The sequence below is a fragment of the Methanothermobacter sp. genome, assembly GCF_030055435.1.
Lineage (GTDB): Archaea > Methanobacteriota > Methanobacteria > Methanobacteriales > Methanothermobacteraceae > Methanothermobacter.
Map to the genome: position 1 here is coordinate 217,671 of NZ_JASFYG010000003.1, position 16,781 is coordinate 234,451.

Annotated in this window: 19 protein-coding genes; 4 read left to right on the top strand and 15 right to left on the bottom strand. The window is 49.6% G+C overall.

From position 1 onward, the window contains the following. Positions 1–189: 189 nt before the first annotated feature. The 4 genes from QFX30_RS04585 to QFX30_RS04600 all read right to left on the bottom strand — a co-directional run bounded on the left by QFX30_RS04585 (position 190) and on the right by QFX30_RS04600 (position 2,701). The gene (locus tag QFX30_RS04585) at positions 190–420 is read right to left on the bottom strand and encodes a hypothetical protein (protein ID WP_300476416.1); all 231 of its coding nucleotides are present in this window, start codon (positions 418–420) and stop codon (positions 190–192) included. Between the two features lie 28 nt (positions 421–448). Beyond that, on the bottom strand, positions 449–856 hold the full coding sequence (msrB, locus tag QFX30_RS04590; protein WP_367186131.1) for a peptide-methionine (R)-S-oxide reductase MsrB: 408 nt from the start codon (positions 854–856) through the stop codon (positions 449–451). A gap of 232 nt (positions 857–1,088) precedes the next feature. Next, positions 1,089–2,015: a glutamine-hydrolyzing GMP synthase gene (guaA, locus tag QFX30_RS04595; RefSeq protein WP_300488848.1), complete on the bottom strand. Its 927-nt coding sequence runs from the start codon at positions 2,013–2,015 to the stop codon at positions 1,089–1,091. Between the two features lie 128 nt (positions 2,016–2,143). Further along, positions 2,144–2,701: a GMP synthase subunit A gene (locus tag QFX30_RS04600; RefSeq protein WP_300488851.1), complete on the bottom strand. Its 558-nt coding sequence runs from the start codon at positions 2,699–2,701 to the stop codon at positions 2,144–2,146. Positions 2,702–2,761: 60 nt separating this feature from the next. Between QFX30_RS04600 and QFX30_RS04605 the strand changes: the two genes are divergently transcribed. Together QFX30_RS04605 and QFX30_RS04610 are read left to right on the top strand one after the other, a co-directional pair. Then, positions 2,762–2,905, top strand: coding sequence for a hypothetical protein (locus QFX30_RS04605; RefSeq protein WP_013295915.1), 144 nt, complete (start codon positions 2,762–2,764; stop codon positions 2,903–2,905). 42 nt (positions 2,906–2,947) lie between these two features. Next, on the top strand, positions 2,948–3,835 hold the full coding sequence (locus QFX30_RS04610; protein ID WP_300488853.1) for a restriction endonuclease: 888 nt from the start codon (positions 2,948–2,950) through the stop codon (positions 3,833–3,835). Between the two features lie 9 nt (positions 3,836–3,844). Here the strand turns inward: QFX30_RS04610 and trxB are convergent, their stop codons facing one another. From trxB to QFX30_RS04650, 8 genes are all read right to left on the bottom strand, one after another. Further along, complete coding sequence (trxB, locus tag QFX30_RS04615) at positions 3,845–4,753, bottom strand: thioredoxin-disulfide reductase (RefSeq protein ID WP_300488855.1); 909 nt, start codon at positions 4,751–4,753, stop codon at positions 3,845–3,847. 169 nt (positions 4,754–4,922) lie between these two features. After that, complete coding sequence (gene gatE, locus QFX30_RS04620) at positions 4,923–6,782, bottom strand: Glu-tRNA(Gln) amidotransferase subunit GatE (RefSeq protein WP_300488857.1); 1,860 nt, start codon at positions 6,780–6,782, stop codon at positions 4,923–4,925. 4 nt (positions 6,783–6,786) lie between these two features. After that, positions 6,787–8,094: a Glu-tRNA(Gln) amidotransferase subunit GatD gene (gene gatD, locus QFX30_RS04625; protein WP_300488860.1), complete on the bottom strand. Its 1,308-nt coding sequence runs from the start codon at positions 8,092–8,094 to the stop codon at positions 6,787–6,789. Continuing rightward, positions 8,094–9,530, bottom strand: a complete 1,437-nt coding sequence (locus tag QFX30_RS04630) for a 2-oxoacid:acceptor oxidoreductase family protein (RefSeq protein WP_300488863.1) — start codon at positions 9,528–9,530, stop codon at positions 8,094–8,096. Before QFX30_RS04630 ends, gatD begins: the two co-directional genes overlap by 1 nt. After that, positions 9,523–10,581 carry a 3-methyl-2-oxobutanoate dehydrogenase subunit VorB gene (vorB, locus tag QFX30_RS04635; RefSeq protein ID WP_300488867.1) on the bottom strand — a complete coding sequence of 353 codons (1,059 nt, stop codon included), beginning with the start codon at positions 10,579–10,581 and terminating at the stop codon, positions 9,523–9,525. The genes QFX30_RS04630 and vorB overlap by 8 nt, the downstream gene beginning before the upstream one ends. Next, positions 10,562–10,801 carry a 3-methyl-2-oxobutanoate dehydrogenase subunit VorC gene (gene vorC, locus QFX30_RS04640; RefSeq protein ID WP_013295907.1) on the bottom strand — a complete coding sequence of 80 codons (240 nt, stop codon included), beginning with the start codon at positions 10,799–10,801 and terminating at the stop codon, positions 10,562–10,564. Before vorC ends, vorB begins: the two co-directional genes overlap by 20 nt. Continuing rightward, the gene (locus tag QFX30_RS04645; RefSeq protein WP_300488871.1) at positions 10,798–12,477 is read right to left on the bottom strand and encodes an AMP-binding protein; all 1,680 of its coding nucleotides are present in this window, start codon (positions 12,475–12,477) and stop codon (positions 10,798–10,800) included. Before QFX30_RS04645 ends, vorC begins: the two co-directional genes overlap by 4 nt. 10 nt (positions 12,478–12,487) lie before the next feature. Next, a complete protein-coding gene (locus QFX30_RS04650) occupies positions 12,488–13,036 on the bottom strand; it encodes an XRE family transcriptional regulator (protein ID WP_300488873.1) in 549 nt (182 codons plus the stop codon). Positions 13,037–13,171: 135 nt separating this feature from the next. On the opposite strand from QFX30_RS04650, the gene QFX30_RS04655 reads away from it, so the two are divergent. Then, positions 13,172–13,654: an adenosine-specific kinase gene (locus tag QFX30_RS04655; protein WP_300488876.1), complete on the top strand. Its 483-nt coding sequence runs from the start codon at positions 13,172–13,174 to the stop codon at positions 13,652–13,654. 69 nt (positions 13,655–13,723) lie between these two features. After that, entirely contained in the window at positions 13,724–14,050 is a 327-nt protein-coding gene (locus QFX30_RS04660) for a hypothetical protein (RefSeq protein ID WP_013295903.1), read from the top strand. Between the two features lie 25 nt (positions 14,051–14,075). Here the strand turns inward: QFX30_RS04660 and afpA are convergent, their stop codons facing one another. The 3 genes from afpA to QFX30_RS04675 all read right to left on the bottom strand — a co-directional run bounded on the left by afpA (position 14,076) and on the right by QFX30_RS04675 (position 16,672). Continuing rightward, positions 14,076–14,648 carry an archaeoflavoprotein AfpA gene (gene afpA, locus QFX30_RS04665; RefSeq protein WP_300488881.1) on the bottom strand — a complete coding sequence of 191 codons (573 nt, stop codon included), beginning with the start codon at positions 14,646–14,648 and terminating at the stop codon, positions 14,076–14,078. A gap of 249 nt (positions 14,649–14,897) precedes the next feature. Beyond that, positions 14,898–15,551, bottom strand: coding sequence for an ABC transporter ATP-binding protein (locus QFX30_RS04670; RefSeq protein ID WP_300488884.1), 654 nt, complete (start codon positions 15,549–15,551; stop codon positions 14,898–14,900). 8 nt (positions 15,552–15,559) lie between these two features. Next, positions 15,560–16,672, bottom strand: a complete 1,113-nt coding sequence (locus QFX30_RS04675; protein ID WP_300488887.1) for an ABC transporter permease — start codon at positions 16,670–16,672, stop codon at positions 15,560–15,562. Positions 16,673–16,781 lie beyond the last annotated feature (109 nt).

Below are 16,781 nucleotides of genomic sequence, written 5' to 3' on the forward strand. Positions count from 1 at the left end.
ATTTTTTTTCAGTTATTATCGTATTTGAGCGGGTTGGATGACATCAGGTGTGTAGTCTGCAGTTTTTTTCAGTTATTATCGTATTTGAGCGGGTTGGATGACATCAGGTGTGTAGTCTGCAGTTTTTTTCAGTTATTATCGTATTTGAGCGGGTTGGATGACATCAGGTGTGTAGTCTGCAGTTTTTTTTCAGTTCCTGGCTATGAACCTCATGTAGATGAACTCCACGAGGCGCCCGTAGATCCAGGGTACCAGGATGAACATGATGACCCCTATTGCACCTGTGAGTATTCCCAGCAGCCACTCAGGGTATTGTTCAGGTCTCCAGGTTCCTAGGATGTAGGTGAGGGTGTTCAGCATACCACCGGCAACGGCCATTATGAGTCCGGCCACCCAGTACCTTCCGAAGTCTTCAGCCATTAAATGCCCCCAGATTTTAATTTAAACATCAGCGTATCTGGTTCCTTGGGATGAATTTAAGTGCAGCTGAGTTCATACAGTACCTCTTACCTGTTGGTTGGGGGCCGTCATCAAAGACGTGGCCAAGGTGGGCGCCGCACCTTGCACAGAGGACCTCACAGCGTACCATTCCAAGTCTCCGGTCCTCCCTGAACTCCACATTGTACTCTGATATAGGGTCATAGAAGCTTGGCCATCCTGTGCCTGAATCAAATTTGGTTTCTGAGTCGAAAAGATCCGTACCGCAGCACACGCAGCGGTATATACCGTCACCATGGAAGTCATGGTATTTACCTGTGAATGGGGGTTCTGTGCCTCCGCACCTTGCAACACGGAAGGCCTCGGGTTCGAGTATCTCCCTCCACTCCTCAACGGTTAACTGGATTTTTTCAACCATCTCAACCTTTCCAGTTGCAGCGGAAAATATGGGGATTTTTTCACTCATGACTGGAAATATGTTCTTAAATGTATATTAGATTATATTATAATCAGTCACTTTAGAGGAATCTCGGATCTATGACTTGCAGCGTCGCATCATAACACATGATAAAAGGAACTTTTATATGGGGACCTTACCTGGATGAAAGTAAAAATAAAAGAGGATGTTCCAAAAATTTCAAAAATCTGATTCAGGCAAATTCAATGGTGCTTGGCGGCTTATCACTCACAGAAAGTGCCACATGTGTAACCTCAGGTATCTCAGAGGTTATACGCTTTGATATCCTCTTCACAAGGTCCCAGGGGAGTTCAGGGACACTTGCGGTCATTGCATCAAGGGATTCAACCATCCTTATGACCACTAGGTAGCCGAAGTCCCTCACATCACCCTTGACACCGGTCACCATGGTGTCTGTGAGCACGGCAAAGTACTGCCAGAGGCTCTCATGGAGTCCACTTTCAAGGACCTCCTCCTCCACGATGGCGTTGGCCCTCCTGCATATATCTATTTTCTCCCTCGTTACTTCACCCACGATTCTAACGGCAAGTCCAGGACCGGGGAATGGCTGCCTCTGGATCATCTCACGGGGAAGGCCGAGTTCAAGGCCAATTTCCCGCACCTCATCCTTGTACAGTTCCCTTATGGGTTCCACTATCTGGAGTACCAGTCCATGGGGGAGTGCAACGTTGTGGTGGGATTTTATCTTACCCTCACTCTCGATCCAGTCGGGGGCTATGGTACCCTGCACCAGATACTTTGCACCTATCTCCTCTGCCACCCGTTCAAAGACCTCAATGAAGACCCTTCCGATTATCTTACGTTTCTCCTCAGGGTCCGTCACACCCTCAAGTTCCCTTAGGAACTCGTCTGATGCATCAATGTAGCGGAAGTTAAGCCTCTCACTGAAGGTCTTCTTCACGTATTCTGCCTCACCCTCCCTGAGGAGTCCATGGTCAACGAAGACCGCTGTCAGGTTATCACCTATGGCCTTACCTGCAAGTACAGAGGCCACGGAACTGTCAACTCCTCCTGAGAGTGCTATTATGGCCTTTTCATCACCCACAGTATTTCTTATCTCTTCCACAGCTTCCTGAATAAAATCAGATGGATTCAGCATTAATATCACCGGATAAAAATGATTGGTTTAATTATTTGTGTGGCTCCTATTTAATGTTAAGGTCACTCTTTTTCTGAAACCTTACTCTTCGACTGATGTCGGGAGCTCCTGTCATGAAATAAATTTTCTTAGAGGTTCTTGCAGACCTCATGGAAGTTCTCAAAGACCCTGTGGCCATCCTGTGTATGGTGGACCTCAGGGTGGAACTGTATACCATATACTGGCCTTTCATGGTGTTTCATGGCCTCCACCTCACATATACTAGAGGTTGCAAGCACATCGAAGTCCTCGGGGAGCCTTTTAACCTCATCCTTGTGGGAGGCCCACACGCTCATCCGAGGGCCGAGGCCCCTGAATATGTCGTCCTCGTCCAGTATCTCCAGTTCTATCTGGGCGTAACTCTCTGCCTCAGCGGTTGCAACTTCCCCACCATATGCAAGGGCTATGAGCTGGTGGCCCAGGCAGATACCCAGTATCGGGATATCAAGCTTCTGGATGTATTCAACACAGTTACCTGCCCTCTCGATTGATGGGCCGCCGCCGAGTATGAGGCCATCTGGTTCCATTGAGATTATCTCATCCAGTGGTGTCGTATTGGGCACGAGACTGGATGGTATCTGGAGATACCGGAGTGTCCTGTGTATTCTGTGGTTGTACTGGCCGTGATTGTTGATGATGAGTATCATAAACATTCTCCCTGTCTGATTCTGAAAATCTATTTATATTTCATTGGATAATTAAATATTATGGAGGCCATGGATATAATTTACATTCTGGTTGCACTTGTACTTGCGGTTGTGGCATTCTATGTTCTTGTCTGGCTGCTGCCGGTTATAGTGGTTCTTATAATCGCCTATGTGATATATGTCTTCCTCAGAGAGGGAAGATGACACCGGAGGGTGCATATAGCCGTCCCTGATTTTCAGGATATAATGTTACCCCTCCTGAGGCTGGCAGGTGAGGGAGAGCAGAGTTTTAATGAATCCCTAGAAAAACTTGCAGAGGAGTTCCAGCTATCCCCGGACGATTTAAACGAACTCATGCCAAGCGGCTCCCCAAAGTTCAAAAGCAGGGTTTCCTGGGCCAAGACATACCTCAAGAAGGCGGGTCTTCTTGAATCAAGGAAAAGGGGATTTTTTAATATCACAGAGCGTGGACTGGAGGTTCTCAAAGAGGATCCATCCGTCATTGACGTTGATTTTCTGATGCAGTTCCCTGAATTTGCAGAGTTTCGCGAGGGATCAGGGAAACCAAGAAAGATCCGTAAAAGGCGTCGAAGAAGAAGCAGTTCGAGGAGGGAGAGACTTACCCCTGAGGAGAGACTTGAAAGGGCCCATGATGAACTCAGGAAGGGTCTCGCAGCTGAAATCCTTGATATGGTCAGGAACAGCTCACCTGAGTTCTTTGAACGACTTGTTGTGGATCTACTTGTGAGGATGGGTTACGGAGGCTCCAGGGAGGATGCAGGGAGTGCCATTGGCAGGCAGGGGGATGGTGGAGTCGATGGAATAATAAAGGAGGATCGACTCGGTCTTGACGTTATCTACATACAGGCAAAGCGGTGGAACAGTTCAGTGTCCCGTCCCGAGATCCAGAAATTTGTGGGTGCACTGCAGGGTAAGAGGGCGAAGAAGGGTATATTCATAACCACCTCCGATTTCACTGCTGGTGCAAGGGAATATGTTTCCAAAATTGATAGCAGGATAGTGGTCGTTGATGGTATGCAGATGGCGAACTATATGATTGAACATGGTGTGGGTGTAACTGAGGTTGCTTCCTATTCTGTTAAAAAGATTGATAATGATTATTTCTCTGAATGAGGAGATCTTTTAGAGTCTCTGTATTTCACTGTAGGCGTAGGTTGCTGCAATCGCACCCTCTGCACATGCCGTTACCCACTGGTTCAGGCCCCCTGTGATATCCCCTGCGGCGTATACGAGGGGAATGTTTGTCCTCTGCCTTTTATCTGTTATGATGTAGCCACCATCATCCACCTCAACACCCAGTTCAACTGCGAGCTGATTGAGGGGCTCTTCACCTATTGATATGAATATCCCATCCACCTTCAGGGTCTCATCCTCGCCTGTTACACGGTTGTGTATTATGACCTCCTCAACCCTTTCATCACCCCTTATCTCGGTTACCACAGAGTTCCATATCACAGGGATGTCCATTTCCTTCAGCTTATCCTGAAGGTACCTGTCAGCCCTCAGTTCATCCCTCCTGTGGACTATGCTAACGTCACATCCTATGTTTTTGAGGAACACTGCCTCCTGGGCTGCGCTGTTTCCTCCACCAACCATGAGGACCTTCCTTCCCTTGTAGAGTGGGCCGTCACAGGTTGCACAGTAACAAACCCCCCTTCCAAGGAGATCGTTCTCGCCGGGCACACCCAGCTGTCTGTGTTTGCTTCCTGTTGCAAATATCAGTGCGGAGGCTGTGTAGGTGTCCCTTGAGGTCCTGACTGTGAATAGGTCATCCTTTTCTATTTCCTTGACTTCCTCCATTTCCCTGAGCTCAGCAACCTTTGTGGCCTGTTTCTTCATTTTTGTGACAAGACTCATCCCGGCTATCATCTCAAAGCCAGGGTAATTCTCCATCATGGGGACCTCAAGTCCCCGTCCACCTGCAGGTCCCTTATCAAGCATCAGGACGCGGCTTCCCTGCCTTCCACCGTAGATACCTGCTGTTAGTCCTGCGGGGCCAGCTCCTATAACTATTATATCGTAATCGGTCATCATACCACCTTCAAGATTTATCTTGGTTTTTGGTTGAGATAAAGATTTCAGTAAGGTTTATTGTAGGTTTCAGTAGATGACTCACCAGACTGTGCTGAGCTTTCAGTAGTAAGCGGATAACTGTAAAAAAGTAACTGGTCTTGAACTAAAAATGTAAAAGTTGAGGTTTTTAGAGTCTTTCGCGGATTTTTGAGTTCAGTATCCTGTTTACAACCTTACCATCGGCTCTACCACGCAGCCTACCCATGGCCTGCCCCATCAGGGGCCCCATTGCACCCATACCCCTCTCCTGGATCATTTCGTGGTTGAGTTCAATAATCTCATCTATCACAGCCTCAACCTCATCCTCTGTGAGGAGCAGGAGATCCAGTTTCTCTGCAGCCTCCCCCGCTGTTACACCATCATCGGCCATACAGGCAACTATGTCCCTGAGGGCATCCTTTGACACCTTACCCTCCTCAAGGAGTCTGATGACGTCTCTGAGTTCCTCAATGCCGATACTGTCAATATCATGGCCCTCCCTTCCAAGTTCCCTGAGGGTGTAGGCGAGGAGTGATGCTACCACGGTCACATCAACCCTGAACTCTGCGAGGGTCTCGAATTCCTCAACAAGGTTCCTCTTAACGAGCTGGGATGCCAGGTCCTCACTGAGGCCGTATTCTTCTATGAGCCTCTCCTTTTTCTCTGATGGAAGTTCGGGGAGGTTCTCCCGGATCTTCTCAATGAATTCCTCTTCTATGCTGAAGAGCGGTATGTCTGTTTCAAGGTACATCCTGCTTGAGGTTGGAAGTGGCCTGAGGTACTGGGTGTTCCCGTCGGGGAGGGCCTTCCGGGTCTCCTCTGGCACGCCCTCAATGGCCATCCTGGCACGTTTGATGACCTCCCTGAGGGCTTTCTCCGCTGTCTCCCTATCATGGGCCACCAGGACCACCGCATCATCCTCTGAGGCATCAACAGCATCCCTGAGGGATTCAACCTCCTCGGCGGCTATGCCGTAGGAGGGGAGTTCATCGGTGTGGAATATCCCCTTAACGCCCCTCTTCTTTGCATAATCAGCCATCTCTGTACCCAGACGTCTTCCTGGCTGTATTTCGGTTCCTATCAGTCCATTAAAGCCTCTTAGTTTAACAGCGAGTACTGACTCTGCCGAGGATATTATCTTTGACTCTGTCTCCCTGAAGACCTCTGAGACATCAATCAGGTCCTCCTCAACCGAGGCGCCCCTCTCCCTGAGGGTGTTTCTTATCTCAACCAGTTTCAGTTGCCTCCGGACCTCCCTCTCAACTATCTCGGGGATGAGGTCAAGGTCCTGGACACCCTTAACCTCGACCCTGGCCCCCTCACGTATGGATATGTTGAGATCCTGTCTTATGGTTCCTAGGCCCCTCTTAACGCGGGTGCTCCTGAGCACCTGGCCTATCTGGTATGCGACGTCCCTCAGCTGCTGGGGGTCGCTGATGGATGGGTCTGTGGTTATCTCAACGAGGGGTATACCAAGGCGGTCCAGTCTGAATACAACACCATCCTCTGTCTCCCTGATCCTCCTTGCGGCGTCCTCCTCAAGGCAGAGGTTCTCTATTTTAACGGTCCCCTGTGGTGTTTCAAGGTGGCCGTCGGTTGCAACAAGTCCTGTCCTCTGGAACCCGCCGGTGTTGCTGCCATCGATGACCTGTTTTCTCATGGTGTGGAATTCATCCACAACCTTCATGTTGAGGAGGAGTGCGATTGTAACTGCAAGTTCAAGGGCCTCCCTGTTGAGGGGATGAGGTGGCTCCTCATCTGCCTCAACCAGACATGTTCCATCATCGTAGTTCTCGTAGTGGAAGTGGAGCTTCCTCATGGCCTCCTCGAAGGCTGCCCTGTCAAATTTCCCGAGTTCACTCTGGGTTGGCCTGAGGTTCCTCACTATAGCATGGTCAGGTTCTGAATCGATAAGTTCTGTTCTGCAAGGGCAGAAGAGTTTACTCTCTGTATCAAGCTGCTGGTGTATCTCGAGGCCCATTTTGAGTCCTATATCATCCCAGTTCATCTGATCAACCCCTGAAGTATGCTATTGATGTTCTTTCGTTGATTTCCCCTGCAATGTTATCCATCATCATTTCACGCACCCTTTCGGGTTCAGCTGTCTGTCCCAGGACCCAGCACATCTTGACGTAGGCGACCTCCGGAAGCATATCTGCGCAGGGTATGACACCCGCCTGGAGGAGCCTCCTTCCTGTGCTGTAGACGTTCATGTTAACTCTTCCATTGAGGCACTGGGATGTCATGGCAACAGGTACACCCCTCTCATGAGCCTCTCTGAGTACCGGTATCAGTGTGTCGGGGCAGTGCCCTAGGCCTGTACCCTCCATGACAAGTCCCCTGTAGCCCCTCTCCAGGTGCCATTCTATGATGTCAGGGGACATTCCAGGGTAACTCTTTATGAGGGCAACCCTCTTCTCCAGACTGTCATGGAGTTCCAGTTCAGCTGAACCCCTCTTCCTGTAGTCAGCGCCAAGTATTTTGATGTCCCCTGGTGTTACCTCTGCGAGGGGGAGGGCGTCTATGCTCCTGAAGGTGTCCCTCCTTGAGGTGTGCATCTTCCTCACCTTCACTCCCCTGTGGAGGTGGCAGGTGAGGTCATCCATGGTTGCATGCATGCATACAGTGACCTCCGCTATATCAGATGTGGCTGCTCTCACTGAGCACTGTATGTTGAGGCTTGCATCCGATGATGGCCTATCTGAACTCCTCTGGGCGCCTGTAAGAACTATAGGGACTGGAGTTTTGAGCATGAAGCTGAGGGCGGCGGATGTGTAGTGCATGGTGTCGGTTCCATGTGTAACAACAACGCCGTCTGCACCATCATCTATCTCCCTGTAAACGGCCCTTGCGGTTTCAATCCAGTATTCGGGGTTCATGTTCTCACTGAGGATGTTGAGGACGGCCTTACCCCTTATGTTTGCCATGTCCAGGAGTTCAGGGTTTGCCCTGAGGAGGTCGTCTGCGGTGAAGGCGGGGTGCACTGCACCGGTATGGTAGTCTATTATTGACGCAACGGTACCCCCCGTTGATATTATGGACACATCTGGCAGGTTGGGGTCTTCACTCACATCAACAGGGGGTAGCTCTATTTTTGGTTCTGAACCCCTCTCGATGAGCTCTATTTTTGCTTCACTTATTTCAACTCCAATATTGTATCCGTTTTTGAGTTTCAGGACGATGTGCCTGTCATCTGCATCATCTGCACGGTCCAGCACCATACCCTCATAGGTCACATCGGGTTTCTTTACCCTAACGGTGTCCCCCACATCTATGGAGGCTGATTCAAGGAATCTCCTGGCTGATCCACGGTATGTCATTAAAATTCCCCCTCAAGGTTCTTTCTTGCCCATTCTGCCCCTGCTTCCAGTATTTTAAGGTTGATGTCTATGATCTTATCCTTACCAGAGAAGGTGAACCTTATGGCCTCCCTGAAGGATTCCTCATCGAGGCCTGTGATTCCAAGGGCCATCATAACACCCAGCATTGCGGTGTTTGCGGCCCTTACTGTACCGTGTTCCTTTGCTATTTCAAGTGCCGGCACACCTATGGCCCTGATATTACCCTTTTTCCTGAAATCTGCGGTTGCAGTGTCGTAGAGGACAACACCACCCTCCCTGACATCACCTGCAAATTCATCTATGGATGGCTGGTTGAAGGCCACCAGGATGTCTGGGGTGTCAACAGCCGGTGACCCCACCCTTTCACCTGATATAACCACTCCGCAGCTGGATGTACCACCCCTCTGTTCGGGTCCATAGGCGGGGTACCATGATGTGTGTCTTCCCTCACTGCAGGCTGCCTGTGCCAGTGTCAGCCCCATACTGAGGACTCCCTGGCCACCGAAACCCGCAATCTTAACCCTTACTTCCTTGAATTCAGGGTCATCCACAGGGTCTGGTACCGAGTCCTCCTTTATCTGGAATATGCGGTCCAGGCTCTCCTTTGAGAAGTCGCTCTCTGATCTTATGAGGGGTTCTGTCTCGGATGAGCGGTCCCTGAAGTTCTTCACGGGGAATTCTTTCTCCATTTCCTCCTTCAGGAACCTTTCGGCACCCTCGGCGTCCTGCCTGAGGTTTGTGGGGCATGGTGATAGTACTTCAACGAATGCGTAGCCCTTCCCGTCCCTCTGGATTTCAAGGGCTCTTTTAACAGCCCTTTTAGCTTTCCTTATGCTCTTTGGGTCTGCAAGGGATACCCGCTCTATGAAAACCGGGGCCTGGAGGTTGTCGAGGAGTTCACACATGTGGAGGGGGTAGCCTGCGTATCGGGGGTCCCTTCCACCGGGACAGGTAACTGTGACCTCACCTATGAGGGTTGTTGGTGCCATCTGACCGCCTGTCATACCGTAGACGGTGTTGTTGACAAAGAATACAGCCATTTTCTCGCCACGGTTTGCGGCCTGTATCGTCTCATTGAGGCCGATGGATGCAAGGTCCCCGTCACCCTGGTAGAGTATTACAACGGCATCGTCCTCTGCACGTGATATTCCTGTCCCAACTGCAGGGGCCCTTCCGTGGGCCACCTGGACGTTTCCGCAGTCAAAGTAGTAGTAGGCGAACACTGCACAGCCAACCGGGCTTATCATGACTGAACGCTCCTGTATGCCCAGTTCGTCAATGGCCTCGCCTATGAGTTTGTGGAGTATTCCATGGCCGCAGCCTGCACAGTAGTGTGTGGCTGTGGGTGCGCTTCCACCCTTCCTCTCGAATACGTCGTGGAGTGAATCTGGTTTCCTGATCACCTTTTTAGTCATTGGATTCCCCCGCGATTTCTCTGATCTTCCTGAGAATGTCATTCAGTTCTATGAGGTTTCCACCCATCCTGTTTACGAGTTCAACGTCCCTGCAGCCAGATGCCATCCTTATGTCCTCCCTCATCTGGCCGCTGCTCATCTCAACCGATATGAAAGTGCAGCCACGATCTGCAAGTTCCCTGATTCTTTCTGATGGGAATGGGAATAGCGTTATGGGTCTCAGAAGACCCACTTTTATACCATCTGCCCTTGCCATGTCAACTGCACTCTTCGCGACCCTGCTGCTTATACCATACGCCACGAGTACAATGTCAGCATCTTCAACCATGTATTCCTCGTATCTCACCTCATTCTCCTCTACCCTGGCGTATTTTTCCTGGAGGTAGAAGTTGAACTCCTCGAGTTCATCGAAGTCCAGGAATATGGAGGTTACGAGGTTCTTCATTGTTTCCCTGCTACCGCAGACGGCCCATGATGTGTCCGGCCTGTGCTCAATGGCCCTTTCAGGGAAGCGGAGGGGCTCTGCCATCTGCCCCAGGACGGCATCTGCAAGTATTATAACGGGGTTTCTGTACTTATCTGCAAGTTCAAAGGCATCCATTGTGAGGTCGCACATCTCCTGTACACTGTTGGGTGCAAGGACGATGTTCCTGTAGTTTCCATGTCCACCACCCTTCACCAGCTGGTTGTAGTCTGCCTGCTCTGGCCCAATGTTTCCGAGTCCTGGACCGGCCCTCATGACATCCACGATGACCGCAGGGAGTTCTGCACCTGCAAGGAAGGATATGCCTTCCTGTTTGAGACTTATACCCGGCCCTGAGGATGCTGTCATGACCCTGTGGCCTGCTGCGGCTGCACCGTAGACCATGTTTATGGCTGCCTCCTCTGATTCTGCCTGCACAAACTTCCTCCCCACCATGGGGAAGTACCTTGAGGCCTCGTGGAGTATCTCGCTTGCTGGTGTTATTGGGTAGCCGAAGTAGCAGTCGCAGCCTGCATACATGGCCCCTATTATCACGGCGGTGTTACCCTTAACCATCTGTGTCGCCATCTTCACACCTCTCTATGTGGACCTCTATTGCATTGATCTCGGGGCAGGTGTAGTAGCAGTTCCCGCAGCCATTGCATCCCTCGCCACGGTACTCAACGTAGTGGTAGCCCCTCTCGTTGATCTTATTGCTCATGTAGAGCACTTTCCTGGGACATGCGATTATACACCGTTCGCATGCCTTGCATTCGACCCTATTTATTACCGGGTAGGCCTTTTTCATTGGTTTTCACCGTCTCCTTCAAGGTCATGCTGCCTGATCTCAACACGCCTTATCTTACCACTAATGGTCTTTGGTAGTTCATCAACAAATTCAACTATTCTGGGGTACTTGTAGGGTGCGGTCACCCTTTTCACGTGTTCCTGTATCTCCTTTTTCAGTTCCTCTGATGGTTCATATCCTTTTGCAAGCACCACGGTTGCCTTGACAACCTGTCCCCTTATGGGGTCAGGGTAGCCGGTAACTGCACATTCGAGGACCGATGGGTGGGATATGATGGCGCTTTCAACCTCAAAGGGTCCTATACGGTAACCTGAACTCTTTATTATGTCGTCGGTTCTACCGACGAACCACATGTATCCGTCCTCGTCCATCCAGGCTGTATCGCCTGTGTGGTAGTAACCGTCGTACCATACCTCTGATGTCTTCTCCGGGTTCCTGTAGTAGCCGTTGAAGAGTCCTATCGGTTTACCATCCTCTGTTTTTATGACTATCTCACCCTCTTCACCCACATCGACGGGGTCACCGTTCCTGTCCACAAGTTCAACCTGGTAGACTGGTGATGGTTTGCCCATTGAGCCGGGTTTTGGCTCCATCCATGGGAAGTTTGCTATGCACACAACGCACTCTGTCTGGCCGAAGCCCTCCATGAGCTCCAGGCCTGTGTGTTCCTTGAACCTCTCAAAGACCTCTGGGTTAAGGGGTTCCCCTGCTGTTACCGCGTATTCTATGCCTGATAGGTCGTAGCGTGAGAGGTCTTCCTTTATGAGGAACCTGTAGATTGTTGGGGGGGCGCAGAAGGTTGTTATGTCATACTTTTCAAGCTTCTCAAGCATCTTCTCGGGGTCAAAGCGATCATAATCGTAGACAAAGACGGCGCTTCCAGCTATCCACTGTCCGTAGATTTGCCCCCACATGGCCTTGGCCCAGCCTGTGTCTGCGACCGTGTAGTGGAGGCCGTCTTCCCTGACGTTTTGCCAGTACTTTGCGGTTATTATGTGGCCGAGTGGATAGGTGTGGTCGTGCTCTATCATCTTGGGCATGCCTGTTGTACCTGATGAGAAGTACACAAGCAGTGTATCCCTTCCACCGGGGCGGTCTTCAGGGGCCTGGAAGTCCTCCTGGATATTACTGAGTTCCTTCCTTAGGTTTATCCATCCTTCCCTTTCTATGTCACCGACTATGACCCTTTTGACGTCTGCCCCCAGTTCATTAATGGCACTGTCAAATACATCAGGCACTCCGTCCTCTGCTATGCAGACAACCATTTTTATATCTGCTTCCCTTATACGGTAGATGACGTCCTTCTCCTTGAGCATGTGTGTGGCTGGTATTGCAATGGCGCCTATCTTGTGAAGTCCCAGGAGGGAGTACCAGAAGTCGTACCTTGCCTTGAGGGTCAGCATGACAGTATCACCCTTCTCTATACCCTCCCTGGTGAAGAAAGTGGCTGCCCTATCTGAGAATTCCTTGAGTTCACTGAAGGTTATTCTTTTTTCCTCTCCACTGTCGTTGCACCATAAGATGGCTGTCTTGTCAGGTTCAATCTCTGCGTAGCGGTCAACGACGTCGTATGCAAAGTTGAAGTTTTCAGGTATCTTTATCTGGAAATTATCACGGAAATCCTCGTAGGAGTCAAATTCAACACGGTTAACGAATTCATGTATGAGAGCAGTCATTGGCACACCTCTACATTATTATTGCAAGGAATCTAGCCCTTTTACCGTCCAGGGCCTCCATAGCATGTTCATATGATGAGTCAAAGAATATGGAGTCCCCCTCATTCAGTATTATCTCATTGTCGTGTATGTAGAACTTTATGCGCCCCTCCAGGACGTAGTTGAATTCCTGCCCTGGGTGGCTGTTGGTCTTTGGTTTTTCGTCCCGGGGCTCCACTGTAACTATGAATGGTTCGGCCTTCTTGTGTATGAATTTCTCTGCCAGGTTCTCATAACGGTACTGTTTCCTCCTCTCAACCTCCACCCCTTTGCCCTTGCGGGTGACGGTGAAGATGTGCATCCTTGTCTCCTCACCTGTGAGCAGAAGTCCCATGTCAACGCCCATCTTGTGGGCTATCTCAAAGAGTATGCTTGCCGGGATGTCCTCCTCGCCGGTCTCATAGCGGCGGTAGGTTTCCACGTCAATGTTCAGGTAACTGGCCATTTCATCTTCCGTGATTTCTGAGAGTTCCCTCAGTTCCCTTATACGGGAACCAATCTCCTTACTTTTCTCTTTCATGGTTACACCTCATAAGTGCCAGAAAAAAATAATAATGATTATTAATGATAAATATCTTCTGACTTAAATACATTTCTCCTCCTTTAATGATTTAAGTTACACATAATAAAAAATATATGGAAGGGAGGTCTTTTCATGGAGATAAAAAAGGTGAGAATAGAGCCCCGGGAGGACCTGAACCTGATACTCGGGCAGAGCCACTTCATAAAGACTGTTGAGGACATCTATGAGGCCATTGTGAACACGGTTCCCCAGGCAAAGTTTGGGGTGGCATTTGCCGAGGCATCCGGGGACTGCCTTGTGAGGCATGCAGGAAATGATGAGGAACTTGAGGAACTTGCAGCAGAGACCATGCTTGAAATTGGAGCCGGACACTCGTTTCTCGTGTTTCTCAGGGAAGCCTTCCCCATAAACGTGCTGCAGAGGATAAAGGATGTACCTGAGGTTGTTAACATCTACTGTGCCACTGCAAACCCTGTTGAAGTCATCATCGCCGAGACAGATCAGGGAAGGGGGATCCTGGGAGTCATAGATGGCAGCAGACCTGAGGGCATAGAGGATGAGGAGGATATCGCCGAGAGAAAGAGGTTCCTCCGCCTTATTGGATACAAGTTTTAGTGAGCCACATAACAGAAGGCCAAAATTATATTAAACACCCCACCCAATAATAGTACGGGGGTTGTTTAAATGTCAGATACAGTGGTTTTTGTTAAGGAGAGCGGAAACAAGAATAAGGGCGAAAACATATTTGAAATAAACCAGAACAGGGTCCGGATGAAGGAAAAACAGAAGGGTACACTATCAATAACCTTTGAAAGTCCAGATAAGGGGGACATAGAGGCTGCAATGGCATTTTTTGAATCAATGACCGACATGGAGCCTCTAACAATGAATATAGCAGATACTGGTGAGGTTAAGGCCTACTTCAAGGGGACAGCACCTTTCAGTCAGACTGAAGAGGAGGGAATGACGGTCTACACCTACGGTGTGACCATCCAGGAACTCCAGGAGTAACAATTTAAATCCACCCTTTAAATTTTCATTGATCCTTAGGGTAGGTCCACTCCTCAAAGATCTTGTAGATTTTGTCAGGGTCACTGAAAACCTCTGTTTTATCCATCCTTGATATCCTCTTCACGTGTTCAACATCCTCCCGGGTTATTTTGAGTTCCAGTTTCTTACCGTTTGGAAGTGTCGTGATAACCTTCCCTTCACTGTAATCCGATGGCATGATGTAGACAGGGACAGATGCCTTCTGGGCCATTATGACGGCATTTGTAACCAGGGTATCCCCTATCCTCAGGGATATCTTGGCTGTGCTGTTGGAGGTGCAGGGAGCCACAAGTATGAAGTCATATTTACCAAGCTGGACCTGACCGGCAAGGAAGGGTGAATTGGCGTTTATCTCAACCCATTTTCTGTCAAAGCTGGTCTCAAGGTCCCTGTAGAGTCCATAGTACTTGACAACCTGGTCACCTGCCTTGGATATGAAGACGTCGATTTTGATACGGTCCCCATATATCTTTTTGATATCCTTCATTATTTCGTAGGTTTCAGTCAGTTTCTCCCCGGCCCCGGTTATACACCAGGCAACAGTCAGTTTTTCAGTCATGGATCATAATATGTTGGAACTTATTAATCAAATTTGGGTTACAGATGATGACATCCTGACAATATCGACCTCTGATTTGGAGGGTAATTGGGATGATATCACGGCAATCAAAATCTAAAAATAATTGACGGCACCTTAAAAATGGCTTTCTGGAGCAGAGGTACTTTATTTTTCCAGTACCATCCTGTGTCCAGCTAAGGTCACCCTACTGTAAATTCCAGAGACTAAGAGGCCTTGGATACGCTTACCTCAATCCACGATCACACCATCAAGTATTCTTATGGTCCTTGAGGCCATTTTGGCCACATGGGGCTCATGGGTGACAACAACAAGGGTAACCCCCTCCTCATCCTGAAGCTTCTGGAGCATCTGGAGTATGTTTCTGCTTGTCTTTGAGTCAAGTGCCCCCGTAGGTTCGTCTGCAAGGATTATTGACGGGTTATTGGCCAGGGCCCTGGCAATTGCAACCCTCTGGCGTTCACCACCAGAGAGTTCCGTGGGCTTCCGGTCAGCCTTATCCCCCAGACCCACCTGTTCAAGGAGCTCCATTGCACGCTCCTCCATGTTAGCGTGCTTCACAGCAAACATGGGTATCTCAACGTTCTCGAGGGCGGTGAGGCTGGGTATGAGGTTATGCAGCTGGAACACGAAGCCTATCTCCTCGGCCCTTAAACGGCTCAGGTCTCTCTCCTCTGAGAGATCCCTTCCAGCAACTTTGATGGTGCCTGAGTCAGGGACATCGAGGGCGCCTATCATGTTGAGGAGGGTGGATTTACCTGAACCTGATGGCCCCATGATTGAGATGAACTCACCCATCTCAACTTCAAGGTCAACACCATTAAGGGCCCTTATCTTACCCCCGTCAAAGCTCTTCTTAAGGTTTCTCACCTCTATGGCCTTCATGGAACCACCTACTCGTACCTCAGTGCCTCTGTGGGGGCGAGCCGTGATGCCCGGTAGGCCGGGTAGAGTCCGCCGAGAACACCTACGCTGAAGGCGACTGCAAAGGCCCTCATGAAGATCTCAGGGCTGTACACTGGCTCTATGAATCCCCTCATTCCAAGCTCAAGGAGCACCTGTATGGCTGCAACACCAAGCACTGAACCCACAATACCTGCGATCACAGTCAGAACCACAGATTCCCCGAGTATCATGATGAGAATCCTACGGTCCCTCCAGCCGACTGCCTTCAGCACTCCAATCTCCCTTGTCCTCTCAAATACAGACATTATCATGGTGTTTATAACTCCAATTCCACCTATTATTATGGCGAGGAGTGATATGGCCCAGGTTGCTGTGTCTATGGTCTTCAGGCCCTGGTCAACGCTCTGAAGGTCCTCAAGTGAGGCTATGGTTGTGAGGTCACTGTAACGTTTCTCGATGCGGTCTGTGACGTCCTCCACCCTTGAATTCCTGGTCATCTTAACGTAGATCATGGTGACCTTACCCTCCTTATCCTCTATTTTCTGGAGTTTTTTGAGTGAAATAAAGGCTCCTCCGTCCTGCTGCATGTCACCGGATTCAAATATCCCGACGATACGGTACTCACGGTTCTTTATCTTTATTGTATCACCAACGCCCTTGCCATGGTTCTCTGAGGCCACCTTACCGATTATGACCTCATCTGCATCTGGATCCCTGAGGGCCCTGCCATCAGTTATCCTTATCTGGCTCATGTTTATCTTGGCGGGGTCTATACCTATCAGTACAAAGTAGGGGTTGTCGTCAAGGGGCTGTACAGCCATGAGTATTCCAACCGCGTCCTCAACCCCGCTCACGTTCCGCACCTTATCCACGTATTCCTCATCTATCTTGCTGAAGAACATGTCCGAGACATTGGACTCCACAATCGTGAAGTCGGCGCCACCCGCCTTGAGGGTGTTCTCTGTTGATGTCTTCAGGCCCTCGGTTATCACGCCGAGGGTTACAATGGTTGCAATTCCAATTGCGATACCTGTTATTGCAAGTAGACTCCTTGCACGGCTTCTGAACGGATTCTTCAGAATGAGTGTTATGAACCTCATGTTTAGGTATATGAATCCGAACCTTAATAATGTTGACTAATCCAAAAATAAATAATTTGAGGGGTTTCAGGACACTTTTTCTGCTTTCAGGGATCAAAATGGCAAATAT